The organism is Pseudarthrobacter sp. WHRI 8279, assembly GCF_040224115.2.
Lineage (GTDB): Bacteria > Actinomycetota > Actinomycetes > Actinomycetales > Micrococcaceae > Arthrobacter.
Genome location: NZ_CP168162.1, coordinates 4,150,552 through 4,177,513, shown reverse-complemented (window position 1 = coordinate 4,177,513; position 26,962 = coordinate 4,150,552). Strand labels below are relative to the sequence as shown.

The window sequence follows — 26,962 nt, the reverse complement described above, 5'->3', positions numbered from 1 at the left end:
CCCAACCCAGGTGTGTTGGCGTTCCACGGCTGCGGTGCGCATCCGGTGACTTGGGCGGCGGGCTGAAAAAGCCGCGTAAGTTTTGGGTCGGCTTCCATATTTCCGCCAATTCCTGCTGGATACCATGAGTTGACCGGACAGAGCCGTCCGGTGCGATCGATGCAAAAGGACACTCATGGCTGCGGTGACGGTGGACGATATCCTTGCGGATCTCCCCCTGGGTTTCGCCACCCTGGTCCTGCGGCCGGCATCGGCCAGCCCCGCCATTGAACGGTTCCTGATCGTGGACGCCGACGATGAAGCGCCCGACGCCGCAGCCGCCTTCGTCCTGCTGATCGGCCTCCGCGGCCGGTCCGCATTGCCGGCGCTGCGCCGGCTCCTGAAGAAGAGCCCGCCCCCGGTGGTGGCCGTGAAGGGAAGCCGCGGGGAGCTGTCCGAGGCCGAGGAACTCCTGCGCGATGCCGGTACGGGCCTGCTGCTGGTGGACCCCGGCGCGGACTGGGACCGGCTGCTCTCCATTGCAAAGGACAGGATCCAGCCGCCGAGCTACCAGCGTGAAGTGCTCACGCTGCTGGAAGAGGACCTTTTCGCCATCGCCCAAACGACGGCGCGGCTCACCTCCAGCCACGTCGTCATCGAGGACGCGGCCAACAAGGTGCTGGCCTATTCCACCGTCTCCAACGACATTGACGAACTCCGCAAGGCCTCCATCCTGGCGCGCCGCGGCCCCCGCAAATACGAGCTGCTGCTCAAGGACCTTGGCGCTTACCGCGAACTTCATGGCACCCGCCTGCCCGTCCGGGTTCCGGCCCGGCCGCAGGACGGGCTGCGCGAACGCGTGGCCATCACGCTTTTTGCCGGCGACCGCATCATGGGCTACATCTGGCTCCAGGAGACGGGTGCGGGGTTCGGGCCGGACGTCGACCATGTGTTGAAGGGTTCTGCGGCACGTACGTCCGCCGAGCTGATCCGGTACCGCAACCAGCAGTCCGTGCACATGCGGGAAGACCGCGTGGCGCGGATCCTTTCCGGCCCCGAGGAGGCCGCAGCCAGCGCACACAGTGAAAAGCTCCCGGCGGAGCGCCCGGCTGCCCTGATCCTGGTTGGCATGTCGGAGTCCGAAGCGCAGGCCGATGACGCCGCACTGAAGCACGGCGAACTCGCCAACCTGGCGTCCATCCACGCCGCCGCCTACAAAGCGTCCGCCGTGGTGGGCCAGTTCAAGGGCGACACCGCCGTCATAATTCCCGGCCTGCAGTCTGCCGCGGCCGAACCCGGACTGCGAAGCCTCGCGGAATCAATCATCAAGGACGCACGGAAGCACCTGGGCATCAGCCCCTTTGCTGCCGTGGGTCCGGTGGTTCCGGACCTGCTGTCCATCCACTCGGTCACCGGCATCACCGAGGCCCTCCTGGGTTGCGTGGGCCAGTCCGGGGATACGACCGTAGGCACGGTGGACGACTTCGAGGGCGAGATCCTGTTCCGGGAGGCAGTCCGGAATTTCTCGACCTCCACGTTCCGCCACCGCAGCCTTTCGCGGCTGCTGAGGGAAGACGGGGAGTTGGCCGAAACCCTGCGCGCGTACTTTGACGCCTCGCTTGACGTGGCCGTTTGCGCCCGCCGGATGCAACTGCACAAAAACACCGTTTACTACCGGATCAGCAAGGCTTCGCGCGTCACCGGGCTGGACTTCAGCAACCCCCGCGACGCACTGGTGGCCCTGCTCCATGTCCAGGCGTGGACCGGAACCCCTTCCAACAAACTTTCAGGCAGGAAATGACAACAACACTCCAGGCACCGCCGCTGGGAGCGCTCCTCGAAGACATCGTCCTCCACCACCGGCCGGAGCGGGAAGCAGGCAGCGTCCCGGGGAACATCCCCCTCCTGGCAGCGGTCCCCTTCAACAGGTTCGGCATCGCCGTCGCCACCACATCCGGAGAAGTCTTCGCCGCCGGCGATGCCGCCGTGCCCTTCTCCATCCAAAGCATCTCCAAGGTTTTCACCCTTGCCATGGCACTTGGCGGTGACAGCTCAGGATCGCTGTGGCACCGGGTCCTGCGGGAACCCTCCGGCACGCCCTTCAACTCCCTGGTCCAGCTGGAAGTGGAGCATGGCATCCCCCGGAACCCCTTCATCAATGCCGGCGCCCTGGTGGTGACGGACCACCTGATGGACAACACACCCGACGCCGCCACCCGGCTCCTGCAGTTCCTCACCGCACAGGCAGCCAGCAGCGGACCCTACATCGACGAGGAAGCGGCGGCCGGCGAACTGGCCAACAGCAGCCGGAACCTGGCGCTGGCCCACTTCCTGAAAAACTTCGGCAACCTCCACCAGCCGGCCGAAGCAGTGGTGGAGAACTACGTCCGCCAGTGTTCCATCATGATGACCTGCTCCGACCTGGCCAAGGCCGGCCTGTTCCTGGCACGGGCCGGACGGGGAACGCTGGGTCCCGTGCTCTCCCCCAGCAATGCGAAACGCGTCGGTTCCATCATGCTGACGTGCGGCATGTACGACGCCGCAGGCGAGTTCGCCTACCGTGTGGGCCTCCCCGGGAAGAGCGGGGTGGGCGGGGGAATCCTTGTCATCGTTCCAGGCGAGTGCGCCATCTGCGTCTGGAGTCCGCGGCTGGACGCCAAAGGCAACTCACTGGCCGGTACCGCCGCCCTCGCAGATCTTTCGGACCGCACCGGCTGGTCCGTTTTCTGACCCACGAGTTTCCAGCCCACACGCGCAACTGAAACTCCCACCCTTCCCCAACCAGCAGGATCTTCTCCGTATCGAAAGGATCACCCATGCCCATCAACCCCAATGACGAGGTTGTACAGGACCCCAATGTTGCACCGGACCACGTGATTGATGGTGGTCATGCCCATGCTTCTGAGTCGGCGCTGCATGCCGAGGACCAGGGCTACCACAAGAATTTGAAGCCCCGGCAGATCCAGATGATCGCGATCGGCGGCGCGATCGGCACCGGCCTGTTCCTGGGCGCCGGCGGCCGGCTGAACGCAGCAGGCCCGTCCCTGGTCATCGCCTACGCCGTGTGCGGGTTCTTCGCCTTCCTGATCCTCCGCGCCCTGGGCGAACTGGTCCTGCACCGCCCCTCCTCGGGCTCGTTCGTCTCCTACGCCCGGGAATTCTTCGGCGAGAAGGCCGCGTTCGTTTCCGGCTGGTTCTACTGGATCAACTGGGCCACCACCACCATCGTGGACATCACCGCCGCCGCCCTCTACATGAACTTCTTCGGCAACTACATCCCCTGGATGGCAGCGGTCCCGCAATGGGCCTGGGCCCTGACCGCACTCGTCGTGGTCCTGGCCCTGAACCTCGTCTCGGTCAAGGTCTTCGGCGAAATGTAATTCTGGTTCGCCCTGATCAAGGTCGCAGCCCTGGTCATCTTCCTCGTCGTGGGCACCTACTTCGTCATCTTCGGCACCCCCGTCGACGGCCAGCAGGTCGGCCTGAGCCTGCTCGCGGACAACGGCGGGATCTTCCCCAACGGCCTGCTGCCCATGATCATCCTGATGCAGGGCGTCCTGTTCGCCTACGCCTCCATCGAACTCGTCGGCACCGCGGCCGGCGAAACCGAAAACCCCGAGAAGATCATGCCCAAGGCCATCAACTCCGTGGTCTTCCGCATCGCGGTGTTCTACGTCGGCTCCGTCATCCTCCTGGCACTCCTGCTGCCCTACACCTCCTACGAAAAGGGCGTCAGCCCCTTCGTGACCTTCTTCGGCTCCATCGGCATCCAGGGCGTGGACGTCATCATGAACCTCGTCGTCCTCACCGCAGCCCTGTCCTCCCTCAACGCCGGCCTCTACTCCACCGGCCGGATCCTGCGCTCCATGTCCGTCAACGGCTCCGCCCCCCGCTTCGCCTCCCGCATGAACAAAGCCGGCGTCCCGTACGGCGGGATCGCGATCACCGCCGGCGTCTCCCTCCTCGGCGTCCCCCTGAACTACCTTGTCCCCGCCCAGGCCTTCGAAATCGTCCTCAACGTCGCCTCCGTCGGCATCATCATGACCTGGGCCACGATCGTCCTGTGCCAGATCCAACTCCACCGCTGGGCCAACAAAGGCTGGCTCGAACGCCCCTCCTTCCGCATGATCGGCGCCCCCTACACCGGCTACCTCTCCCTCCTCTTCCTCGCCGGCGTCCTCATCATGGTCTTCATCGAATCCCCCCTCACCATGCTCGTCACCGCCATCGCCTCCATCCTGATGGTCCTCGGCTGGTACGCCTGCCGCACCCGCATCCGCGAAATCGCCCAAACCCGCCAAGGCCACACCGGCCTCTCCCCCGTCATCGCCAACCCACCCGCCAACACCTTCAGATAAAAACCACCCTGACCAAAACCGTCCGAACCGCCAAAGAAAGCCCATGACAACGGAAACCGAAGCAACGTCCCCCACCCCGCCAGCCGCCGTCGTACGCCCCGCAGAAGCCGGCGTACAGCCAGGCCGGCCTCCCCTGCCCACGGCAGAAGCCCCGCCGGTGCTCAAATCCGCCGGGCACGTCATTGTCGATTCACTGGTGGCCCACGGCGTGGAACGCACCTACGTGGTTCCGGGAGAAAGCTTCCTGGACGTGCTGGACGGCCTGCACGGCTCCAGCATCGACACCATCGTCTGCCGGCACGAGGGCGGCGCCGCCTACATGGCCGAGGCGGACGGGAAGATGAACCAACGCCCGGGCATCGCCATGGTGACCCGCGGGCCCGGCGCCGCGAACGCCCACGTTGGGCTGCACACCGCCTGGCAGGACTCCACTGCCATGCTGCTGTTCGTCGGCCTGATCCCGTTCGCGCACCGCGACCGTGAGGCATTCCAGGAGTTCGACATCAAGGCCTGGTTCGATACCGGGGCGAAGCGCGTGATGGTCCTGGACCACCCGGAGCGGGCGTCCGAGATCGTGGCCGAGGCGATGTTCGCCGCCATGAGCGGCCGGCCGGGCCCGGTGGTGGTGGGCCTGCCGGAGGACATCATCCGGCAGCAGGTCAGCTCGGACCTGCACCCTGCCATCCCGGTTGCCGCAGGTGGCATGGGCAGCACCGACGCCGCCGCGCTGGAGGCTGCGCTGACGGAATCGAAAAAACCGCTCTTTGTCACCGGCGGCAACGACTGGACGCAGGAGGCGGCGGACCAGCTGACCGGATGGCTGGAGCGGCACCACATCCCGGCGGCGGCTGAATGGCGCACGCAGGGAACCGTGTCCTTCGACTCGCCCTCCTACGTTGGCCCCATTGGCTACGGCCGTCCGCGCCCCACCTACGACCTCCTGGAGGAAACCGATCTCCTGGTCTTTGTCGGGACGGTTCCCGGGGACGTCATCACGGACGGGTTTCTCTGCCGGCAGGACTGGAACAAGGAGAACTTCCTGGTCACGGTTGACCCGTCACTGCGCGGCCGGTCCGGCCCGGTGTCCCGGCAGATCCTGGCCAAGCCGGAAGCCTTCGTCCGCGACCTCGCCGGCATCAGCCTGCCGGTGAAGGAAGAATGGAAGGCCTGGACGGCTAGGATGCGGACCGAGCAGGAACGGTTCGCTGCACTGCCTCCGGCTGCCCCTGCAGCGGGCCAGGCGCGGATGGACACCCTGATGGCAAATCTGGTGCCCCGGCTGCCGGAGGATGCCATGGTGACCTTCGGCGCAGGCGAGCACACCAACTGGGCACACCGGTATTTCCCCACCCGCCGCTACGCCTCCATGATCAGCGCCCGCAACGGCTCCATGGGCTACTCCGTCCCGTCAGCCATCGCGGCATCCCTGGCTGAACCACGACGACGGGTGGTCACCATTGCCGGGGACGGCGAGTTCCTGATGAACGGACAGGAACTGGCCACCGCCGCCCAGTACGGGGCCACCCCGCTGGTGGTGGTGATGGACAACCAGGAATACGGCACCATCCGCACCCATCAGGAGCGCCACTACCCCGAACGCGTCTCCGGGACCCAACTGAGGAATCCCGACTTTGGCCTGATGGCCAGGGCCTTCGGCGGTTTCGGCATCACCGTTACCGAGGACAGGGACGTTCCTGCGGCGCTGGACGCCGCCTTTGCCGCGATTGACCGGGACGGCGTCTTTGCGCTGGTCCACCTCGTGGTGGAGCAACGCGTGAAGGCTTACTGAGCTCTAGCGAAGGAGGGGCGGACGACGGCGGGAGGTTCCGCCGTCGTCCGCTCCTCCTGTTGGGTGCGCGGCCGGGAATGCCCGGCCGCGAAGGTGCTGCGCACCAATTTGGCCAATATTGTTGAACAATCTGTGATTCTCGTGCATCCTAAAGAGACCACTTCAACGAGACGAGAATCACTATGGCCTTCATTGACCTCAACAGCGACGTCGGGGAATCCTTCGGCAACTGGACCATGGGCGACGACGCCGCCATCTTCCGCTCCGTCTCCAGCGCGAACATTGCGTGCGGCTTCCATGCCGGTGATCCGTCCACGATCGCCCGGACCTGCCGCGACGCCGTCGCCGCCGGCATCAGCATCGGCGCGCACGTGGGATACCGCGACCTGGCAGGCTTCGGCCGCCGCTTCCTGGACTGTTCCCCCACAGAACTCGCAGATGACGTGCTGTACCAGCTGGGCGCCCTGGAAGGGATTGCCCGGGCAGCCGGCGGCCGGATCAGCTACGTCAAACCCCACGGCGCGCTGTACAACACCATCGTGACCCACCAGGAGCAGGCGCAGGCAGTGGTGGATGCGGTCAAGGCCTTCGGCGGGGACCTGCCGATGCTGCTGCTGCCGGGTTCGGTGGCGCTGGCCGCTGCCGAGGCCGCCGGTTTGCGCGGAGTGGCCGAGGCCTTCGCGGACCGCGCCTACAACCCGGACGGAACACTGGTGTCCCGCCGCGAACCTGGCGCCGTCCTCCATGACGAGGACGCTGTTGCGGCCAACATGGTGCGGCTTGCCACCGAGGGCACCATCGTTGCCAGGGACGGATCCACCATCAAGACCTCCGCCGAAAGCATTTGCCTGCACGGCGATACCGCCGGCGCCGTTTCCATGGCAGCCGCGGTCCGACGCGAACTGGAAGCATCCGGCGTGGACATCAGGAGTTTCGTGTGAGTTCCCCGGAGATCCGCTGGGCCGGGCCGCGGGCGCTGCTCCTGGAACTGGAGTCCCTTGACGCAGTGCTGTCCCTGCACTCCCGCCTCAGGGAGGATCCGGTGGCGGGCCAGGTTGATGTGCTTGCCGCGGCACAAACGGTTCTGGTTGTCTTCGACTCCCGCGCCAGCGCCCGCAGGGCCCGCGGGCCCCTGGCACGGCTCGGGAGCATGCCGGCAGGCGCCGCGGCCCTGGCGGACAAGCCGGTGCACATTGAGGTTGTGTACGACGGCGAAGACCTCGCCGAGGTGGGCGAACTTACCGGCATGGGGGCCGAGGGCGTCGTCGCCGCCCATACCGGCCAGCTGTGGACCGCTGCGTTCGGCGGGTTCGCGCCCGGGTTCGCCTATCTTGTGGGGGAAACGGACGCCCTGAACGTTCCCCGGCGCGGCACCCCCCGCACGGCCGTACCTGCCGGATCGGTGGCCCTGGCCGGCAACTTCTCCGCCGTGTATCCGCGGCGGTCACCCGGGGGCTGGCAGCTGATCGGGCATACCGCCACGCGGATGTGGGACCTCCAGCGCGAGCAGCCTGCCCTGGTGCGCCCCGGCACCACCGTGCGGTACGTCGCGGTGCGCGAACTCATTGAACTGGCCTGGGCGGAGACGAACCCGGCCGAGGGCAGCCAGGCTGACGCTGCAACTGCGCAGCAGCCTGTTCCCGCAGGCCCTGCCCTGGAGGTAATTTCACCGGGGCCGCAGGCTCTCATCCAGGACCTCGGGCGCCCTGGCCTGGGCGACCTGGGGGTCTCCCCCGCCGGCGCTGCAGATACTGCGAGCGCGCGCCAGGCGAACCGGCTGGTGGGGAACCTCCCCACCGACGCCGTGATCGAAAACGTCATGGGCGGCCTCTCCGTGCAGGCAGTGGGCGAACTGACGGTTGCCCTCAGCGGTGCGGCCACGACGGCGGACATCCGCGGCCAGGGCAGCAGCAGCGATGGCCCCAACAGCAATGACACCAAAAGCGATGGCACCAGCAGGCAGGCGCCGATGTACGCCCCCTTCCCGCTGCACGACGGTGAGACCCTCCACCTCGGCGTGCCGGAAAAAGGCCTGCGCACCTACCTCGCAGTCCGCGGCGGAATCGATGTTCCACCCGTGCTGGGGAGCCGCTCCACGGACCTGATGTCGGGCATCGGCCCGGCCCCGCTGGCTGCCGGGACATTGCTGCCCGTCGGCGCCGTGGACAGCGCCCGGGCGGTGGGCCAGGCCGAACCGCCAGCCCTGCCCGAGGATTTGCTCTCAGCTGCCGGCGGCGAGCCCGTGGTCCTGCGCATCACCACGGGCCCCCGCCACGACTGGTTCACGCCCCGCTCCCTCGAGGCCCTCACCGGCCAGGTCTGGACGGTGACCGCCGAATCGAACCGCATCGGCGTCCGGCTCGGCACCGGGCCGGCCACACCCGGAGCGGAAGCCGGCACACCGCTGGAACGGGCACGGGACGGAGAACTCCCCAGCGAAGGCGTGGTGGCCGGCTCACTGCAGGTCCCGCCGTCGGGCCTTCCCGTCCTGTTCCTGGCCGACCATCCGGTAACCGGGGGCTATCCCGTGATCGGTGCCGTTATTCCCGAAGACCTTCCCGCCGCAGCGCAGCTTCCCCCGGGGGCCACCCTCCGCTTCGTGGAAGTGGACCCCGAAACGCTGCAGCCCCTGGCCCCCCTCCCGAGCACGCGAAAGAAGTAACGATGAAAAAAGTCCTGATCGCCAACCGCGGTGAAATTGCCGTCCGGATTGCCCGCGCCTGCACCGACGCAGGCCTGGCATCCGTGGCCGTGTACTCGGACCCGGATGCGGACGCCCTGCATGTGCGCCTCAGCGACGAGGCGTACGCGCTGGGCGGTTCTGCCAGCTCGGAAACCTACCTGGATATCCCGAAAATCCTCGCCGTCGCTGCCCGGTCCGGCGCCGACGCCGTCCACCCCGGATACGGATTCCTTTCGGAGAACGCGGACTTTGCGCAGGCAGTGCTCGACGCCGGACTGACGTGGGTGGGCCCCTCGCCGGACGCGATCCGCAGCCTGGGCAACAAGGTCACCGCCCGGGAAATCGCGGTCCGTGCAGGCGCTCCCCTGGTCCCCGGTTCCGACGGCCCGGTGCCGGACGCCGACGCCGTGCGCGCCTTTGCCACGGAATACGGTGTTCCAGTAGCCATCAAGGCGGCCTTCGGCGGCGGTGGCAGGGGCCTGAAGATCGCGCACCGGATGGAGGACATCGACGACGCCTTCGACTCAGCGGTCCGTGAGGCAACTGTGGCGTTCGGCCGCGGCGAGTGCTTTGTGGAGCGTTTCCTGGACCGGCCCCGGCACGTCGAGGCCCAGGTCCTGGCCGACACCCACGGCAACGTGGTGGTGGTGGGAACCCGCGACTGTTCCCTGCAGCGCCGCAACCAGAAGCTCGTGGAAGAGGCCCCGGCGCCCTTCCTGACGCAGGAACAGCGTAGCCGGATCCACGAGTCCGCGCGCGCCATCTGCCGCGAGGCCGGCTACACCGGCGCCGGCACGGTGGAGTACCTGGTGGCCCCCGACGGCGTGATCTCCTTCCTTGAAGTGAACACCCGCCTGCAGGTGGAGCACCCCGTCACCGAAGTGACGTCCGGGCTGGACCTGGTACGGGAGCAGTTCCGCATTGCCGACGGCTTGCCGGTGTCCGTCACCGAGGACCCCACGCCCACGGGCCACGCGTTCGAGTTCCGGCTCAACGCCGAGGACGCCGGCAGGGGCTTCCTCCCGGCCCCCGGTCCGGTGGACATTTTCGAGGCGCCCACCGGAGCCGGGATCCGTGTCGATTCCGGAGTCCGGTCCGGCTCCGTCATTCCTGCGGAGTACGACTCCCTGATGGCCAAGCTGATTGTCCACGGCGAGGACCGCCAGCAGGCCCTGCGCCGTGCCCGTGCCGCCCTGGACGAACTGCGGATCGAGGGCGTCCCCACCGTCCTTCCATTCCACCGCGCAGTGGTGCGGGATCCCGACTTCACCGCTGCGGACCGGCTTGGTGTGTTCACCACCTGGATTGAGACCGAGTTCGCCGGCCGCCTGGCTGCCTCCCTGCAGAGCGGCGCCCAGGGCCCCGTGGCCCGGAGGGAAACCCTGACCGTCGAAATCGACGGGAAGGCCGTCCAGCTCGGGCTGCCCGCCAAGGTCTTCCACGCCCTGCTCCATGGCGGAGGCGCCGCCGTCGAACCTTCCTCCGGCCCGGAGGCCGCCGACGCGGACGGCGAGGTCACCGCTCCCATGGGCGGGAACCTGGTCAAGTGGGTGGCCGGTGACGGCGCCGGGGTTGGCGCCGGAGAACCTGTTGCCGTTCTGGAGGCCATGAAGATGGAAACCGTGGTGGTTGCCTCTGCCACCGGCACCTTCCGGCGCGGCGGCCAGGAACCGGGCGCCGCTGTGGCCCGCGGCGAAGTGCTGGGTACTGTCGGCTAGCATCGTTAGTCGAACGGGAATGGGGGAAACCAATGAACACTCCGGCAGACGGTACAGCCGAACACGCACACACCACAGCCTGGATCGCGTCGGTGCTGCGCACCCGCATCGCCGCGGGTGAACTGACCCCGGGCTCCAAGCTGTCCGAGGAGCCGCTGTGCGCAGCGCTGGGAGTTTCCCGCAACACCCTGCGCCAGGCGTTCACCACGCTCGTGGGCGAATCCATCGTGACGCGCATTCCAAACCGGGGCGTCTTTGTGGCCTCGCCCGGCGTGGAGGAAGTACGCGAAATCTACCGTGTCCGGCGGATGATCGAGCCTGCCGCCGTCCTGTGGGGCGAGCTGACGCCCCAGGTGCTGGACGGGCTGGAAACCATCGTGGAGCGGGCGCAGCAGGCCCGGGACAGCGGATCCGTGCCTGCCATGGCCGACGCCAACCAGGCACTGCACGGGGCCGTGGTTGCCCTCACCGGGAGCGCTTCACTGCAGGAACTCATGGACCGGGTGCTGGCCGAAATGCGGCTGGTCTTCCACTCCATGGCGTCAGCCCCGGACTTCCACAGCCATTACGTGGACCGCAATGTGACGCTTGTGAAGCAACTGCGCGCCGGCGAACGCCAGGAGGCTGCAGAGGGTCTGCGCGCCTACCTGGACGAGGCCGAGGCGGAGCTTCTGGTGCACCTGGGCGCGGAGCAGGACCGCCGGTCCGAAATGCGCCAGCGCGCCGGATAAGCACACGGCCGAAACGTACAAGTGTGGGGCAGGAGGAAACCTCCTGCCCCACACTTGTTCTTTAAGTTGTCCATAAAGCGCCCACGGCACGGACTTTTCCCAGGGGGCCTACGGCACGGGCTTTTCACAGCGGCGCCTACGGCACGGGCCTTTCAGAGCGGCGCCTACGGCACGACGTAATCGCTGTCCCGGGCGTCCGTGATCAGCATATGGCCGGGAGCATGGCCGATCGCCAGCGGAGGCCGCGACTGCATCACTGCCGCCTGCGGCGTCACCCCGCAGGCCCAAAACACCGGGATCTGGCCAGCCGGGATCTCCACGGCGTCGCCGAAGTCGGGCCGCCCCAGGTCGGCGATCCCCAGCTCTTCCGGGTTGCCCACGTGGACCGGGGCGCCGTGGACGGCAGGGTAGCGCGAGGTGATGCGGACCGCGTCCGCAACCTGTGACGCCGGCACGGGCCGCATGGACACCACCATCGGTCCGGACATTGATCCGGCCGGGGCACAGGGCCGGTTGGTCCGGTACATGGGCACGTTCACTCCCTGGTCGATGTGCGCTATCCGGACCCCTCCGTCCTGCAGGGCCGACTCGAAGGTGAAGGAGCAGCCGATCAGGAACGTCACCAGGTCGTCCTGCCAGTAGCCGCTGATGTCCGTGGGCTCGTCCACTTTTTCGCCGTCCCTATACACCGTGTACTTGGGGACGTCCGTGCGGATGTCCCCGCCGGCCAGCAGCGGCCCGGTGGTTTGGCCCGGTTCGAGGATGCCCAGGATGGGGCACGGCTTGGGGTTGCGCTGGGCGAACAGCAGCAGGTCGAAGGCGTGCTCACGCGGAATCGACAGGACGTTCGCCTGCGCGTAGCCGCGGGACCAGCCCGACGTCGGCTCGACGAGTCCGCCGCGGAATGCCTCGCGGGCTTCTGCGGGAAGGAGGGACGCGCGGCTGGTCATGACCACAGCTTCGCCAGGCCCAGCACGGAGTTCCAGCCAAGGAACAGCGTGAGCAGCCAGGTCAGGACGCCGACAATCAGCAGCCACTTGGGGTAGGCGTAGCCGTGCATCAGGTCGCGGCGCCGCCAGGCAACCCAGAGGAGGATCCCGAAGCCCACCGGGAGGATCAGGCCATTGAAGGCACCGGCGAAGATCAGCAGCTGCTGAGGTGCCTGGCCAAGGAACAGGTAGGCCGTGGCGCAGCCTGCGATGAAAACGACGGTGATGAGGTTGCGCTTGCGCTCGGGAGTCCGGGACGAGGTGATGAAGGAAACGGAGGTGAAGGCGGCGCCGATGACCGATGTGACGGCGGCGGCCCAGAGCACGATGCCGAACATGCGGGTACCGATCTCGCCTGCAGCCGCACCGAAGGCTTCCGCAGCCATGTTGTTGCTGCTGAGCACCGTGCCGCCGGCCACGACGCCGAGGATGGCCAGGAACAACAGAACGCGCATGATGCCCGTGACGATGATGCCGAGTACCGAGCTGCGGGTGATCTCCTTGACATGCTCAATTCCGGTGGCGCCGGAATCCAGCATGCGGTGAGCGCCGGCGTAGGTGATGTAGCCGCCCACGGTGCCACCAACGAGCGTGGTGATGATCAGGAAATCCACCATCTCCGGCAGGAAGGTGTTCTTAAGGGCCTCGCCTACCGGCGGAGCGGCAACGATGGCCACATAGATCATCAGCAGGATCATCACGGCACCCAGGAGCACCACAATCCGGTCCAGGGCCATCCCGGCCTTCTTGCTCAGGAAGATCAGGATCGCAACGAGCGCGGACACGGCACCGCCGATCTTGGGATCAACGCCGAGCATGGCATTGGCACCCAGCCCGGTTCCGGCAATGTTGCCGATGTTGAAGACGACGCCGCCAAGGAAGACCAGGCCGGCCAGGAACCACCCGACGCCGGGGATCACCTTGTTGCCGAGTTCCTGCGCCCGCAGCCCCGAAACACCGATGACGCGCCAGACGTTCATCTGGACCGCGATGTCGATGAGGATCGATGCCAGGATTGCGAACGCGAAGGCCGCACCGATCTGGGCGGTGAAGACCGTGGTCTGCGTGATGAAGCCGGGCCCGATGGCGCTGGTGGCCATCAGGAACATGGCTCCCAGGAGGGCCGTGCGCCGAGCCGAGGAGCTCAGGTTCAGTTTTGTGCTGGTTTCTGCCATGGGTCCGTCCAATATTAAGGGTGACTGGAGTCACAGTGGTCGTCCCGATTGACGATACAGGTTGTTGAACAATCAGCGCAAGGTATTGTTGAACAATTGTTGGCCTGGCCGTCAACCTTCCTCACCGGACGAAAGAAGGCCGGGACCCTCAGATCCCAGCCTTTCCCTCCCAACTGCGCCCGGAGGCCGGGCAGCTACAGGCGGTCGGTCCGTTCCTCGCCGCCCTTGTGCCCCGAGCCCCGGAGGTTCTCCTGCACCTTGCCGAACAGGTCCTTGATGGTGGACTCCGCGTTGGAGATGACATCCACCTGCAGGTATACGGGGTGGCCCACCGGGAGATCGTACTCATCCTTAAGATGCGTGCCGCCGGAGACGCCATCCAGGGACAGGTAAACCATGGCCTCGGTGCGGGCTATCCCCGCGATTTTGCCAAACACAACGGTGAACTCGTTCGGCTGGAAGCTGACCGTGTGGCCCACGTGGCCGCGGTCAAGTTCACCGGCGGGAACGGACTTTTCTGACTGGCTTCCGGTGTAGTCCATGAACTTCTCCTCAAGATCGCCTGGCAGTTACGCTCGCAGTCTACGCGGACCCGAATGGGCGGTACATAGCCCTCGGGCGGGGCCGCACCGGCCTGCCCAAGAGCGCGCACCAGCCAATCCCACCGGTAGAATCTGAACGGCCATCATTCACAACGGCGCCGCTGTCGGCTGCCCGTTCCGTCATGGGGAGGGGGACCGTCCGTGCCGGCGCATCGTCCCCGTACGCCCTTCCACCTCCTCCGCGCCACGGCCGTGGCCACCGTCATCCTGACGCTTGCCGCCGGGGCACACCTGGCTGCCGGCGGGGAGCTCCCGGCGCCCGCCATCATGCTGGCCGTGCTGTCCCTGACCGCTCTAGGCAGCACCACCGCAACGCGGCTGCGCCTGGGATTTCCCGCGCTGGCGGCGCTCCTGGGCGGCGGGCAACTGGCCCTGCATGAGGTCTTCTCGGCCTTCAGTTCCCCCGGCACGCATCAAGGTTCCGCCACCGCGGCGCCCCATGAAAGCCACTTTGCCGGAGCCGGAATCCTCGCCCCGGCCGCGGATCATCTCGCCGGGGCCGCGGAAACAGCCGGCCCCCTGATGCTCGCTGCGCATATCCTGGCGACACTGGCGTCCGCACTGCTGCTCGCCAAAGGCGAGGCTGCACTGTGGGCCCTTGCCGCGTGGCTTCGGCCCCTGGTTGCGCTCCCCCAGCCGGTAACGTGCGACGACGGCACCCCGCCTCTCGTCGCTTTTCCACCTGCCGCCGTCCCTTTGCGTCCCTGGCGCAACCTGCGGCAGGACAGCCGGCGCGGCCCGCCTTCCGCCGTCGTGCTTTCCTCCTAACCCGCTCCGCGTCCTGCGGCACCGGGCCCACAAACTTTTAGCACCCCCGTACCCGGGCGTGCGCCAGAAAGGCAACCCATGCATACCTCCCTCCTTCGACGTTCCCTGGCAGCGGCAGCAGCAACCGGAGGCGCCGCGGCGCTTCTGCTGGCAGCCGCGGGCGGCGCCGCCGCCCACGTCGGCATCACGCCGGACAAAACCTCGGCCAACTCCTCAGCCCTGCTCACGTTCGCGGTTCCCCACGGCTGCGAAGAATCCGGCACCACCAAGGTGGCCATCACGCTGCCCGCAGAGCTGAACGATGCCCAGCCCACGGTCAACCCGAACTGGACCGTGGAGAAGGTGACCGAGCAGCTCGCTGAACCGAAGAAGCTCGCGGACGGCACCTCGATCACCAAGCGGACCAGCCAGATCGTCTACACCGCCAAGGCGCCCCTGGAACACCAGCTCCGGGACACCCTGGTCCTCTCCGCGAAGCTGCCCGACGCGGCCGGGACGACGCTCTACTTCCCCACCCTGCAGACCTGCGAAACAGGCCAGACGGACTGGTCCGAAATTCCGGCGGACGGCCAGGACCCCCATTCCCTGAAGACGCCCGCGCCGTCAGTCACGGTGACGGAAGCGGCAAGCACTGGCGGCCACGGGGCAGTTGCGGCCGCGTCCCACTCCACCGAACAGACCTCGGCTGTCACCGATGGCGGGGCGGAAGCGCGCAGCTGGGCCGGCCTGGCAGCGGGCGTCGGCGGGCTGGTGCTGGGCGGTACGGCACTGGTCCGCAGCAAAGCACGGCGCAGCACGGCAGAACCCGCGGCGAAGTAGGGCCACAGCCCCGCAACGCCGCACAAAAGGAGGCCCGGCACACCCGACGCCGCCGCTTTTGATGCCCGGATCATCACGATCCGGGCATCAAAATGCCGTGGCGGCCCGTTGCGGCGTTGACGCGGACACCCGCTGCCGCGAAGGTGGTGCCATGAGGTCTCAGCGAATTTTCCAGGGGTTGGTCATGTCCACGGCGGCCGCGGCGGCGGCACTGATGCTCAGTGCTTGCGGGCCGGGCCAGCCAGAAGCGCAGCCCACCGCGGCAAACACAGGCACCGGTTCGGCCAGCAGCCCAGCCGGCACGGGCACCCCGTCCGCGGCGCCAACACCGTCTGCCACGCCGTCGTCCACCGGTACGTCCCCGTCTTCCGCAGCTCCCGTACCGGGAGATCCGGCCCTCTGCAAGGCGTCAGGGCTCACGGCGGCCACCGACGCTTCAGGAGGCGGAGCAGCCGGCAGCGTCTACATGAAGCTCAACCTCACCAACACCGGCTCCGGGCCGTGCATCCTCCGCGGGTATGCCGGGGTGTCCCTGACTGCTGATGCTGCCGGGGCTCCCATTGGCGCGCCCGCGGTCCGTGACGAATCTACGGCGGTGTCGGACGTCCTCCTTGCCCCCGGGCAAACCGGCACGGCCGTGCTGCGCTACACCCAGGCCGGCAACTACTCCGACTGCGCCATGGTGGATGCGGCCGGCTACCGCATCTATCCGCCGGAGGACACGGATTCCCTGTTCCTGCCCCAGCCCACCAGGGCCTGCAGCAACGGCGCGATTACGCTGCTGACAATCAGTCCGTTCCAGCCGGCCTAGTTCCCTCGCGGAGGACTCGACCATAGACACTGCAGGCGGCCCGGCAAATGCCGGACCGCCTGCAGTTTTCTTTTGTGGGACCCGTTTGGGGCCTGGGTTACCTGGTGGCCGTGGTGGTCCGGCCGGTACGGGCAGTGCCGCGGGACAGGGCAACGCCCAGCCCGATCATGGCGACACCAAGGACAAAGTGCAGCCAGTCATCCGCCGTGTTTACCGGCACGAAGTTTGCCGCGGTGTCCTTGCCGATCAGCAGGCCGTAGATCCACAGGACAAGGTAGACGGCGCCGCCTCCAATGAGGTAGTTCCGGGACTGGGCTGCGCTGCGCGCCATGGCGATACCGGCGACACCGAACAGCAGGTGGACGATGTTGTGGAGGATCGACACCTGGAAAATGCCCAGCAGGAGCGCCTCGGACTCATGGCCGGCGAAACCCAGGGTCTCGTAGTTGGTGGTGATACCGGGAATGAACCCGAGGACGCCCACAAGAAGGAAGACAGCTCCCACTGCAAGGGCTGCTGTTTGGATGGTGGTCCGGCCTAGTGTGCGGCCGTCGGAACTCATGCTTGTCATGACTTCTCCTGATGTTTGTCGTTTATGTTCACTGGCTGCCGGGCTGCCACCTGACCATAGACTTAATCCCCGACATCGTAAGTATACTTAGCAAATGCGCTGTACCTGGGCTGGGGTTCATAACAGACCCATCACAAACTGGGCCGTTGGCCCTGGAGCGAAGGCAGGCTGAGCAGGGATGACGTCTATTTGGCTGGATCGCAGGGAACCGTTCACAACTGATCCGTTCGAGCCGGGAGGCACCTACGACACCGTGGTGGCCGGTGCGGGACTCACCGGCCTGGTGACCGCACTTTTGCTGGCACGCTCCGGGCAGAACGTGCTTGTCCTGGAGGCCAGGTACCCCGGTGCCGTAACCACCGGAAACACCACCGCCAAGGTCAGCCTGCTCCAGGGGATATTCCTGTCACAGCTCGCCCGCCAGTATTCCCAGAGCCAGGTGCAGGCATACGTGGATGCCAACCGGGAGGGCCAGGCCTGGCTCCTGCGCTACCTCGACGAACACGGCGTGCCGTACCAGCGCAGGGACGCCTATACCTATGCAGCCTCCGCCCAGGGGACGGAAAAGCTCCGCGAGGAAGTCAGTGCCGGCACCACCGCCGGGCTGGACCTGGAATACGTGCGCGACGCCGGCCTGCCGTTTCCCGTCCACGGTGCCGTACGTCTGGCGGACCAGGCACAGATCCACCCTGTGAGGGTGCTGGAGACGCTGGTGTCCGATATCCGGGGCCGGGGAGGATCCGTGGTGGGCGGCGTGCGGCTGCAGGACGTCACCGGCAGCGGGCCGGCGACCGTGCACACCGACCACGGCACCGTCACAGCCAACGAGGTGGTGCTCGCCACCGGCATTCCCGTGCTGGACCGGGGGCTGTACTTCGCCAAGCTCAAGCCCAGCCGCTCCTACGCGGCAGCCCTGCAGTTGCAGGAGGACCAGGCTCCTCCCAGGGGCATGTACATTTCCGTGGAGCAGCCCACCCATTCCCTGAGGGACTATGAAGAGGACGGCCGGCGCCTGCTCCTGGTGGGTGGCCACGGGCACCACGTGGGCCGGGCCAGGTCCGAAAAACACCACCTTGGCAGCCTCCTGGACTGGGCGGTACAGCACTACCCCGGCGCCGTTGCCACCCACACGTGGTCAGCCCAGGACTACATGCCCACCAACCTCATGCCCTTTTTCGGCAGGTTCCCGCGGGGCAGGGGCCACATCCACTTCGGCACCGGCTACAGCAAGTGGGGGATGACCAACGCGGTGGCGGCCGCCGTCGGAATCTCTGCCGACATCCTCGGCGGAAACGTGCCTTGGGCGGACACCATCCACCACAGGGTCACCTCGCCCTCCGGCGCCCTGTCCGCCGTCGCCCTTAACGCCGGCGTGGCAGCCAAGCTCGCTTCCGGCTGGGGGCAGGTGGCCGCAGAAGGCCTGCGCAAGGACAAGAAGGAGCATGCGCCCTCCCCTGCGGTTCCGGCCGAAGGCGAGGGCAAGGTGTACAGCGAAGGACCCAAACCGGTGGCCGTCTCCACCGTCGACGGCACCACCTGCAGGCTCTCCGCCGTCTGCACGCATCTGGGCGGCATCCTCCACTGGAACGACAGTGAACTGACCTGGGACTGCCCGCTGCACGGCTCCCGTTTCAGCAGCGACGGCAAACTCCTGGAGGGGCCCGCCACCAAGGACCTTCCGTCCGCGGGCAAGGCGTGAGCCCTGGCAGGCGTCCGGCATCAGTGTCGGTGCCTTGGGGCATGATGGAGGCATGATCGAGGAACGGCCCTCTACAACTGAAAGTGGCACCGCAACTGAAAGCGGCACCGGCGGAAAGGACACCGGGGCTGCACCCATGGCCCAGTTCAGCAGGCCCACGCGCGACTGGTTCCTCGGTGCCTTTTCAGAACCAACGCCCGCGCAGGAGGGTGCCTGGCGTGCCATTTCCTCGGGCTCACACGCCCTTGTGGTGGCGCCAACCGGCTCCGGAAAGACCCTGGCCGCCTTCCTCTGGGCGCTGGACCGGCTGCTGGCCTCCTCCACGGAAGCAGCGGAAGCACCGGTTGAGGCCGGAGTTGCGGGAAAGGTCGCCGCGAGAGGCAAACGCTCCCGCGCGCCCAAGCGCAAAACCCGGGTCCTGTACATTTCACCCCTGAAAGCTTTGGGCGTGGACGTTGAACGGAACCTCCGCTCCCCGCTGATCGGCATCACCCAGACCGCCAAGCGCCTTGGGCTGCCGGCACCGCTGACCACCGTGGGAGTGCGCTCCGGGGACACCACCACGGCGGACCGCCGCTCACTGCTGAGCACCCCGCCGGATATCCTCATCACCACCCCGGAATCACTCTTCCTGATGCTCACGTCCAAGGCGCGGGAAACGCTGACCGAAGTGGACACCATCATCATTGATGAGGTCCACGCCGTGGCCGGGACCAAACGCGGCGCCCATCTGGCAGTCTCACTCGAGCGGCTGGATGCGCTGCTCCACAAACCTGCCCAGCGGATCGGACTGTCCGCCACTGTGGAACCCAAGGAGCTGGTGGCGCAGTTCCTCGCCGGTTCGGCGCCTGTGGAGATCGTCGCCCCTCCTGCCAAGAAGAACTGGGACCTCACCGTCTCCGTCCCGGTGGAGGACATGTCCGATCTCCAGGGCGCCGCAGGGGCTTTCGACTCCGGCCCCGCTTCCGGGCTGCAGCCGCAGGCATCGATCTGGCCGCATGTGGAAGAGAAGATCGTGGACCTGGTGCTGGCCAACCAGTCAACCATCGTGTTCGCCAACTCCCGGCGGCTCTCCGAACGGCTGACCGCCAGGCTCAACGAGATCTACGCGGAGCGGCAGCTGGTCGCGGCAGGCGGCGGCTGGGATGACCCGGACCAGCTGGCGGCGGTGCCCGGCGTTCCCGCCTCCACGGCCACGCCGGCGCACATGATGGCGCAGGCCGGAAGCTCTGCGGGAGCGGACCCTGTATTGGCCCGCGCGCACCACGGCTCCGTTTCCAAGGACCAGCGGGCACTCATCGAGGACGACCTTAAATCCGGCAGGCTGCGGTGCGTGGTGGCCACGTCCTCCCTGGAGCTCGGCATCGACATGGGCGCCGTGGACCTGGTGGTACAGGTGGAATCGCCGCCCTCCGTGGCCAGCGGCCTGCAGCGGGTGGGCCGGGCAGGGCACCAGGTGGGCGAAGTCTCCCAGGGTGTCCTCTTCCCAAAGCACCGCGCAGACCTCGTCCACACCGCCATCACCGTGGAACGGATGCTCGGCGGAAAGATCGAACGCCTCAGCATCCCGGCCAACCCCCTGGACATCCTGGCGCAGCAGACCGTGGCCGCCACCGCGCTGGGCAGCATCGACGTCGAGGAATGGTTCGCCACCGTGCGCCGCTCGGCGCCCTTCGCGTCCCTCCCCCGCTCAGCATTCGAAGCAACCCTTGACCTGCTGGCCGGACGCTACCCGTCCGACGAATTCGCCGAACTCCGCCCCCGGATCATCTGGGACCGCAACGCGGGCACCATCGAAGGCCGGCCCGGTGCGCAGCGCCTGGCGGTGACCTCCGGCGGAACCATCCCGGACCGCGGCCTTTTTGGCGTGTACATCATCGGCACGGAGGTGGAAGGATCAGCCTCCCCCTCCACAGACGGCAAACCAGCACCTGCCCCCAAGGGTGGCCGGCGGGTCGGCGAGCTGGACGAGGAGATGGTCTACGAATCCCGGGTGGGGGACGTCTTTGCGCTGGGCGCCACCAGCTGGAAGATCGAGGACATCACCCATGACCGCGTGCTGGTCTCGCCCGCCTTCGGCCAGCCTGGCAAGCTGCCTTTCTGGAAGGGCGATTCGCTCGGCCGGCCCGTGGACCTGGGCCGGGCCCTGGGCGCGTTCGTGCGCGAACTGTCAGCGTCCGACGCCGGCCCGGCCACCGAGCGCTGCAAAGCCAGCGGCCTGGACGAGTTCGCCGCGAACAACCTGATCCAGTACCTCACCGAGCAAAAGCTGGCCACCGAGGTGGTACCCAGCGACACCACGCTGGTAGTGGAGCGGTTCCATGACGAACTGGGCGACTGGCGCGTGATCCTGCACAGCCCCTTCGGGATGCCGGTGCACGCGCCCTGGGCACTCGCCGTCGGGCAGCGCCTGCACCAGAGGTACGGCCTGGACGGATCGGCGATGGCTGCGGACGACGGCATTGTGTTGCGCGTTCCCATGATGGAGGACGAGCCGCCCGGAGCGGAGCTGTTCCTCTTCGATCCCGAGGAGCTGGAACAGATCGTCACCGCCGAGGTGGGCGGCAGCGCGCTCTTCGCCTCGCGGTTCCGGGAGTGTGCCGCCCGGGCTCTGCTGCTGCCCCGCCAGACCCCCGGCAAGCGGCAGCCGCTGTGGCAGCAGCGGCAGCGGTCCGCCCAGCTGCTTGATGTCGCCCGGAAGTATCCAACCTTTCCCATCGTGCTGGAAACTGTCCGGGAATGCCTGCAGGACGTCTACGACCTCCCGGCGTTGAAGGACATCGCGGCCTCCGTGGAGCGCCGTGAACTGAGGATTGTCCAGACCACCACGTCCCAGCCGTCCCCGTTCGCCAAGTCCCTGCTGTTCGGGTACGTGGCCCAGTTCCTCTACGAGGGCGACTCCCCGCTCGCAGAGCGCCGTGCCGCCGCCCTGGCCCTGGACTCCACGCTCCTCAACGAACTGCTGGGGCGCGTTGAGCTGCGGGAACTGCTGGACGCCAAGGTTATCGACGCCACCGAACGCGAACTGCAGCGGCTGGCACCGGACCGGCGTGTGCGGGGCATGGAAGGGGTGGCGGACCTGCTGCGGCTTCTTGGCCCCCTGGCGCCCGAGGAAGTAGCGGCCAGGCTGGAACCCGCCGCACTCGATCAACCAGCCGGCATCCCCGCCGTTGGCGCTGCGCACGCCAGTGGCTCTGAGGACACCGGTCACATTGAAACCCCGGTGGACGCCGGCCACGCCCCGCCGGCGGAGGCAACCACCCACCTGGTGGCGCTCCAGCGCGCCAACCGGGCCATCAAGGTGAACATCGGCGGGGTGGAACGGTTTGCCGCTGTTGAGGATGCCGCGCGGCTTCGGGATGCGATCGGCGTTCCGCTGCCCATGGGTGTCCCGCTCGCGTTCATCGAGCCTGTCGCCGATCCCCTCAGTGATCTTGTTTCGCGGTACGCCCGTACGCACGGACCCTTTACCGCGGCCGAGGCAGCAGCGCGGCTCGGCCTGGGCGTGGCAGTGGTAGGCACCGCCCTGAAACGCCTGGCGGCAGACGGGCGCGTCGTGGAGGGCGAATTCCGGCCGCATGCGGGGCCGCCGGAAAACGCCCCGGAAGCCACGGGCGAAACCCCGGGTGACGCCACCGGTCGTGACAATGGACCGGAAGAGGGCCAGCCGGCAAGTGATCCACCCACGTCCAGCCTTTCCCAGCACCCGGTAACCAGCGAATGGTGCGACGCTGAGGTCCTGCGGAAGCTTCGCCGTCGTTCGCTGGCAGCCCTCCGCGCGGAAGTGGAGCCGGTGGACGCGGCAGCCTACGGGCGCTTCCTGCCCGCCTGGCAGCACGTCCGGACGCCCGGCGGAGGACGCGGCCAGCCGTCGCTGCGGGGGCTGGACGGCATCATCACCGCCATCGACCAGCTGTCCGGGATCCCCATTCCGGCGTCGGCCTGGGAGCCGCTGGTCCTCGCCGGCAGGGTCTCCAACTACCAGCCCGCCATGCTCGATGAGCTGATGGCGGCCGGGGAGGTCCTGTGGTCCGGCGCCGGAGCCCTGCCGGGAAATGACGGCTGGATCAGCCTCCACCTCGCCGACTCCGCCGAACTGACGCTGAACCCTGCCATCGAATACGAACCCGGGGACGCGCAGCAGCGCCTCCTGGAGCACCTGCGCACCAACGGCGGCGGCTACTTCTTCCGGCAACTGACGGACGTTGCCGGCGGCATGGACTCCGTCCTCAGCGACCAGGAAGTGGTGACCGCGCTCTGGGACCTCGCCTGGGCGGGCCGGATCACCGGGGATACCTTCGCCCCGGTCCGGGCGCTGATCGCCGGCGGCCACACCGCGCACCGGCAGGTGGCCCGCGCACCCCGGGCCCGGGCGCCCCGGCTCAGCAGGCTGGGCCGGTCCCACGGGAGCGGGCTGCTGGGTTCGCCGGGCCTGGCGGGCGGCCGCTACAGCGCGTCCGCCGGCGGCGCGGCAACTCCCCCGATGGCCGCAGGCCGCTGGTCTGCCCTGCCGCAGCCGGAACTGGACCCCACCATCCATGCCCGGGCCACGGCTGAACTCCTGCTGGACCGCTACGGTGTGGTCACCAGGGGTTCGGTGATGGCGGAACAGATCCTGGGCGGCTTTGGCCTGATGTACAAGGTCCTCGCCAGGCTGGAGGAGGCCGGTCGCTGCCGGCGGGGCTACTTCATCGAGCACCTGGGCGCGGCCCAGTTCGCCGTCCCGGCCACTGTTGACCGGCTGCGCTCCTATTCCGAGGACACGCAGCTCGCCAGGCCCGAACCCGTTGCCCTCGCGCTGGCCGCCACGGACCCTGCCAACCCGTACGGTGCGGCCCTCCCCTGGCCTGCACTCCATGACGACGCCGGAACGGGGCACCGTCCCGGGCGGAAGGCTGGTGCCCTGGTGGTGCTGGTGGACGGGGCGCTGGTCCTCTATGTGGAACGGGGCGGCAAAACACTGCTGGCCTTCAGCGACGATGAAGCCGTCCTGGCGGCCGCCGGCGCTGCCCTGGTGGGCGTGGTGACCCGGGGAGCCGTGGACAAACTGATCATGGAGAAGGTTAATGGCCACGGCATCCTGGACACCCCCATTGCTTCCGCGCTGAGCTCGGCCGGCGCCTACTCCACCCCGAAAGGACTGAGGATCCGTGCCTGAGGGTGATTCCGTCTGGCGGGCAGCCAACCAGCTGCACCAGGCCCTGGCAGGACAAAAACTCCTTGCCTCCGATTTCCGCGTGCCCCGCTTCGCGACCCTCAACCTTGCCGGCTGGACCGTGGCTGAGGTGGTGCCCCGCGGCAAGCACCTGCTGATGCGCGTGGTGGGGCCGGACGACAAAAAGCTCACCATCCATTCCCACCTGAAAATGGAGGGAACCTGGCAGGTGTACCCGCCCGGCGGACGGTGGCGGAAGCCCGGCTACACCGCGCGGTGCGTGCTGCGCACCGCGGCTGCGGACGCCGTCGGATTTTCCTTGGGCCTTGTTGAAGTCGTGGCCACGGCCAGCGAGGACTCCATTGTGGGCTTCCTGGGTCCTGACCTGCTGGGACCGGACTGGGACCTGGACGAGGCAGAGCGGCGGGTCCGGTCCGCTCCGGATGTCCCTGTGGGAGTGGCGCTGCTGGACCAGCGGAACCTGGCCGGGATCGGCAATATCTACCGCTGCGAAACGTGTTTCCTGTCCGGCGTGCACCCGGCTTCGCCCGTCTCCGCGGTCCAGGACGTGCGGACCATGATGACCGACGCCAAGCAGCTCCTTGAGGTCAACCTGGGCCCCGGCCGCCGGGTCACCATCCTTAACGCCCGCGGCCTGCCCGTCGGCCGGATGGCGGGACGGCCGGGCTACTGGGTCTACCGCCGGGAACACCAGCCGTGCCTGAAGTGCGGAACGCCCATCCGGCACGGCGTGCTGGGCAAGCTGAACGGTGACGAGGAGCGGGATATCTACTTCTGCCCCCAGTGCCAGCCGTTGTTGGCCCCGGATGACCCGCACCCGGCGTAATTTTCAGCTGTTGCCGGCCAGGGGCGCAAGCGCAGGAGTCGCGGCACTGCTGGCCTCATCCGAGGCTTTGTCCACGGCGGCTGACGCGGGCACCTTAGGGGCCGGCACCATAAAGACGGGGAGCAGCAGCTGGACCACAGGCCCGATCGCGAGGGCGTAGAGAACAGTGCCCACGCCCACCGAGCCGCCAAGGAACCAGCCGACGGCCAGGACCACAACTTCGATTAGCGTGCGGGACCACCTGACGGACCAGCCGGTGCGCCGGGCCAGGCCCGTCATCAGGCCGTCACGGGCGCCGGGACCAAACCGGGCACCGATGTAGCAGGCTGAAGCAATGCCGTTCAGCACCACGGCGCCTCCGAGCAGGCCGATCTGCCCGCCCAGGTGGGACACGTCCGGAATGAGGGCGAGGCCGATGTCCGCGAACACGCCGACCAGGACGGCGTTGCACAAAGTGCCGAACCCGGGCCACTGCCGCAGCGGAATCCAGAGCAGCAGCACCAGGAAACTCACAATGATGACCACCGCGCCAATGCTGAGCCCTGTCCTGCCGGCCACACCCTGGTGGAAGACGTCCCACGGGTCCAAGCCAAGCCCGGCACGGATGAACATGGCCAGGGAGACGCCGTACATGGCAAGGCCGACAAAAAGCTGGAGGAGTCTGCGGGTCAACATAAAAAAGACTCTCGCAGAAAACTGGCATGAAATTATATAGCCAGTCTGGGATACTGGCCTGATGTCCTCCCTGACTGCCGCCGGCCTCTCGCGCCTCCTGGGCGAGTGGAACGTGGGCGCAACGCCCGGCTACCGCGAGCTGGCCGACGTCGTGCGCCTGCTGGTTCTGGACGGCCGCGTCGCGCTGGACACGGCACTGCCTAGCGAGCGCGCCCTCTCCGAAGCCCTGGGCGTCAGCCGGACCATGGTTACTGCCGCCTATGGGCTGCTCCGCGAGCAGGGTTTCCTGACCGGCAGCCAGGGCAGCAGGAGCCGGACACGTATCCCCCGCACCACCCCGGCAGGGACCACGCTCTTTACGGGCCCAGCACGGAACGATCCCGCGCTGACCGCCCCCGGGCTGGCTGCGCCGGAGGGACTGATCGACCTCGCCTATGCCTCCCTTCCCGCCAGCGGGGAGGTGGTGCACCGCGCATTCGCGGCTGCCCTCACGGAGCTTCCGGCCTTGCTTCCCGGGTTTGGCTATGACGCCATAGGCCTGCTTCCGCTGCGCGAGGCCGTCGCGGCGCGCTACACGGCGGCCGGAGCGCCCACTACGGCCAGCCAGATCCTTGTGACGTCGGGGGCGCAGCACGCCCTGAACATCATCCTGCGCACCCTGGCCGGCAGGCAGGACCGGGTGCTGGTGGAACACCCCAGCTACCCCAACGCACTGGACGCCATCCGGGCTGCCGGCTGCCGGCCGGTCCCGGTGGCGTTCTCTGCAGATGCCCGGGGCGGCAGCCACGGCGCCGGGGCGGCGCCGGCGTGGGACATGGCCGCACTGCAGGCTGCCCTGCAGCAGCGGCCCAGGCTGGCCTACGTGGTGCCCGACTTCCACAATCCCACCGGCCAACTGATGCCGGACCTTCAGCGCCGCCAACTGGTCCGGGCGGCTGCGGCTGCCGGAACCGTCTTGGTGGTGGATGAGACCCTCCGAGAGCTTAATCTCGACGGCAGCGGGACCTCCCCGGTCGCTGCCTTCAGTACGGCAGTGGTGACCATCGGCTCGCTCAGCAAGTCCCATTGGGGCGGGCTCCGCACCGGCTGGATCAGGGCTTCAGAGGAACTGGTCCAACGGTTTGCGGCGGCCCGGACCTCCCTTGACCTCGGCGGACCCCTCATGGAACAGCTGGCCGCCGCCCACCTGGTCAGGGCCCTCGACGAGCCGCTGCCGGCACGGCTTGCCGCCCTCCGGGACAGCCGCGCCGCGCTCCTGGAGCTCCTTGCCGGACACCTGCCGGAGTGGGAGGCGGCCTACCCTTCCGGCGGCCTGTCCGCGTGGTGCCGGCTGCCCGCTCCCATCAGCACTGCGCTGACCGTCATTGCCCCTGATTTCGGGATCCGGCTGGCGGCAGGCCCGCGTTTCGGGGTGGGCGGCGCCTTCGAGCGCTATCTCCGGGTGCCCTTCACCCTGCCGCCGGACAAGCTTGAGGCCGCCGTCCTGGCCCTGCGTTCAGCACAGGACCGGCTCGATGCCGCCCCGCAGCTCCGCCGGACCCTCAAGAGCGCACCTGCCGTGGCCATTGCGTGAGCAGCCGGAGCCGTTGCAGG

The 26,962-nt window shown here is 67.8% G+C and carries 19 protein-coding genes and 1 pseudogene; 15 read left to right on the top strand and 5 right to left on the bottom strand.

Annotated features, from left to right (window positions below):
- Positions 1 to 175 precede the first annotated feature (175 nt).
- From ABRP28_RS19205 to ABRP28_RS19170, 8 genes and pseudogenes are all read left to right on the top strand, one after another.
- Positions 176 to 1,780 carry a helix-turn-helix domain-containing protein gene (locus ABRP28_RS19205; RefSeq protein WP_350000690.1) on the top strand — a complete coding sequence of 535 codons (1,605 nt, stop codon included), beginning with the start codon at positions 176 to 178 and terminating at the stop codon, positions 1,778 to 1,780.
- Positions 1,777 to 2,709 carry a glutaminase gene (locus ABRP28_RS19200; protein WP_350000691.1) on the top strand — a complete coding sequence of 311 codons (933 nt, stop codon included), beginning with the start codon at positions 1,777 to 1,779 and terminating at the stop codon, positions 2,707 to 2,709. Before ABRP28_RS19205 ends, ABRP28_RS19200 begins: the two co-directional genes overlap by 4 nt.
- 86 nt (positions 2,710 to 2,795) lie before the next feature.
- Positions 2,796 to 4,337: pseudogene (locus ABRP28_RS19195) on the top strand (amino acid permease).
- A gap of 43 nt (positions 4,338 to 4,380) precedes the next feature.
- A complete protein-coding gene (locus ABRP28_RS19190; RefSeq protein WP_350000693.1) occupies positions 4,381 to 6,126 on the top strand; it encodes a thiamine pyrophosphate-dependent enzyme in 1,746 nt (581 codons plus the stop codon).
- A gap of 182 nt (positions 6,127 to 6,308) precedes the next feature.
- On the top strand, positions 6,309 to 7,067 hold the full coding sequence (locus tag ABRP28_RS19185; protein ID WP_350000695.1) for a 5-oxoprolinase subunit PxpA: 759 nt from the start codon (positions 6,309 to 6,311) through the stop codon (positions 7,065 to 7,067).
- Positions 7,064 to 8,788: a 5-oxoprolinase/urea amidolyase family protein gene (locus tag ABRP28_RS19180; protein ID WP_350000697.1), complete on the top strand. Its 1,725-nt coding sequence runs from the start codon at positions 7,064 to 7,066 to the stop codon at positions 8,786 to 8,788. Before ABRP28_RS19185 ends, ABRP28_RS19180 begins: the two co-directional genes overlap by 4 nt.
- 2 nt (positions 8,789 to 8,790) lie before the next feature.
- On the top strand, positions 8,791 to 10,527 hold the full coding sequence (locus tag ABRP28_RS19175) for a biotin carboxylase N-terminal domain-containing protein (protein ID WP_350000699.1): 1,737 nt from the start codon (positions 8,791 to 8,793) through the stop codon (positions 10,525 to 10,527).
- A gap of 32 nt (positions 10,528 to 10,559) precedes the next feature.
- On the top strand, positions 10,560 to 11,258 hold the full coding sequence (locus tag ABRP28_RS19170; protein ID WP_350000701.1) for a GntR family transcriptional regulator: 699 nt from the start codon (positions 10,560 to 10,562) through the stop codon (positions 11,256 to 11,258).
- A 164-nt stretch (positions 11,259 to 11,422) separates the two neighbouring features.
- Here ABRP28_RS19170 and ABRP28_RS19165 read toward each other — a convergent pair whose 3' ends face one another.
- The 3 genes from ABRP28_RS19165 to ABRP28_RS19155 all read right to left on the bottom strand — a co-directional run bounded on the left by ABRP28_RS19165 (position 11,423) and on the right by ABRP28_RS19155 (position 13,964).
- On the bottom strand, positions 11,423 to 12,208 hold the full coding sequence (locus tag ABRP28_RS19165; protein WP_350000703.1) for a putative hydro-lyase: 786 nt from the start codon (positions 12,206 to 12,208) through the stop codon (positions 11,423 to 11,425).
- Entirely contained in the window at positions 12,205 to 13,422 is a 1,218-nt protein-coding gene (locus tag ABRP28_RS19160; protein WP_350000705.1) for an NRAMP family divalent metal transporter, read from the bottom strand. The genes ABRP28_RS19165 and ABRP28_RS19160 overlap by 4 nt, the downstream gene beginning before the upstream one ends.
- A gap of 194 nt (positions 13,423 to 13,616) precedes the next feature.
- Positions 13,617 to 13,964 (bottom strand): hypothetical protein, encoded by a 348-nt coding sequence (locus ABRP28_RS19155; protein WP_231457083.1) that lies wholly within the window; start codon positions 13,962 to 13,964, stop codon positions 13,617 to 13,619.
- 201 nt (positions 13,965 to 14,165) lie between these two features.
- Here ABRP28_RS19155 and ABRP28_RS19150 point away from each other — a divergent pair, with 201 nt between their 5' ends.
- From ABRP28_RS19150 to ABRP28_RS19140, 3 genes are all read left to right on the top strand, one after another.
- Positions 14,166 to 14,792 carry a hypothetical protein gene (locus ABRP28_RS19150; RefSeq protein ID WP_350000709.1) on the top strand — a complete coding sequence of 209 codons (627 nt, stop codon included), beginning with the start codon at positions 14,166 to 14,168 and terminating at the stop codon, positions 14,790 to 14,792.
- 78 nt (positions 14,793 to 14,870) lie between these two features.
- Complete coding sequence (locus tag ABRP28_RS19145; protein WP_350000711.1) at positions 14,871 to 15,611, top strand: YcnI family protein; 741 nt, start codon at positions 14,871 to 14,873, stop codon at positions 15,609 to 15,611.
- Positions 15,612 to 15,762: 151 nt separating this feature from the next.
- On the top strand, positions 15,763 to 16,422 hold the full coding sequence (locus tag ABRP28_RS19140; RefSeq protein ID WP_350000712.1) for a DUF4232 domain-containing protein: 660 nt from the start codon (positions 15,763 to 15,765) through the stop codon (positions 16,420 to 16,422).
- Between the two features lie 97 nt (positions 16,423 to 16,519).
- On the opposite strand, the gene ABRP28_RS19135 is transcribed toward ABRP28_RS19140, so the two are convergent.
- Positions 16,520 to 16,993: a DUF4383 domain-containing protein gene (locus ABRP28_RS19135; protein ID WP_231457079.1), complete on the bottom strand. Its 474-nt coding sequence runs from the start codon at positions 16,991 to 16,993 to the stop codon at positions 16,520 to 16,522.
- Between the two features lie 178 nt (positions 16,994 to 17,171).
- On the opposite strand from ABRP28_RS19135, the gene ABRP28_RS19130 reads away from it, so the two are divergent.
- The 3 genes from ABRP28_RS19130 (at position 17,172) to ABRP28_RS19120 (ending at position 24,694) form a co-directional block, all read left to right on the top strand.
- The gene (locus ABRP28_RS19130) at positions 17,172 to 18,692 is read left to right on the top strand and encodes an FAD-dependent oxidoreductase (RefSeq protein WP_350000715.1); all 1,521 of its coding nucleotides are present in this window, start codon (positions 17,172 to 17,174) and stop codon (positions 18,690 to 18,692) included.
- Positions 18,693 to 18,828: 136 nt separating this feature from the next.
- Positions 18,829 to 23,850 (top strand): DNA glycosylase AlkZ-like family protein, encoded by a 5,022-nt coding sequence (locus ABRP28_RS19125; protein WP_350001566.1) that lies wholly within the window; start codon positions 18,829 to 18,831, stop codon positions 23,848 to 23,850.
- Positions 23,843 to 24,694, top strand: coding sequence for a DNA-formamidopyrimidine glycosylase family protein (locus tag ABRP28_RS19120; RefSeq protein ID WP_350000717.1), 852 nt, complete (start codon positions 23,843 to 23,845; stop codon positions 24,692 to 24,694). The genes ABRP28_RS19125 and ABRP28_RS19120 overlap by 8 nt, the downstream gene beginning before the upstream one ends.
- 3 nt (positions 24,695 to 24,697) lie before the next feature.
- Here the strand turns inward: ABRP28_RS19120 and ABRP28_RS19115 are convergent, their stop codons facing one another.
- The gene (locus tag ABRP28_RS19115) at positions 24,698 to 25,369 is read right to left on the bottom strand and encodes a hypothetical protein (RefSeq protein ID WP_350000719.1); all 672 of its coding nucleotides are present in this window, start codon (positions 25,367 to 25,369) and stop codon (positions 24,698 to 24,700) included.
- 58 nt (positions 25,370 to 25,427) lie between these two features.
- On the opposite strand from ABRP28_RS19115, the gene ABRP28_RS19110 reads away from it, so the two are divergent.
- Complete coding sequence (locus ABRP28_RS19110) at positions 25,428 to 26,942, top strand: PLP-dependent aminotransferase family protein (protein ID WP_374152990.1); 1,515 nt, start codon at positions 25,428 to 25,430, stop codon at positions 26,940 to 26,942.
- Positions 26,943 to 26,962: the final 20 nt, after the last annotated feature.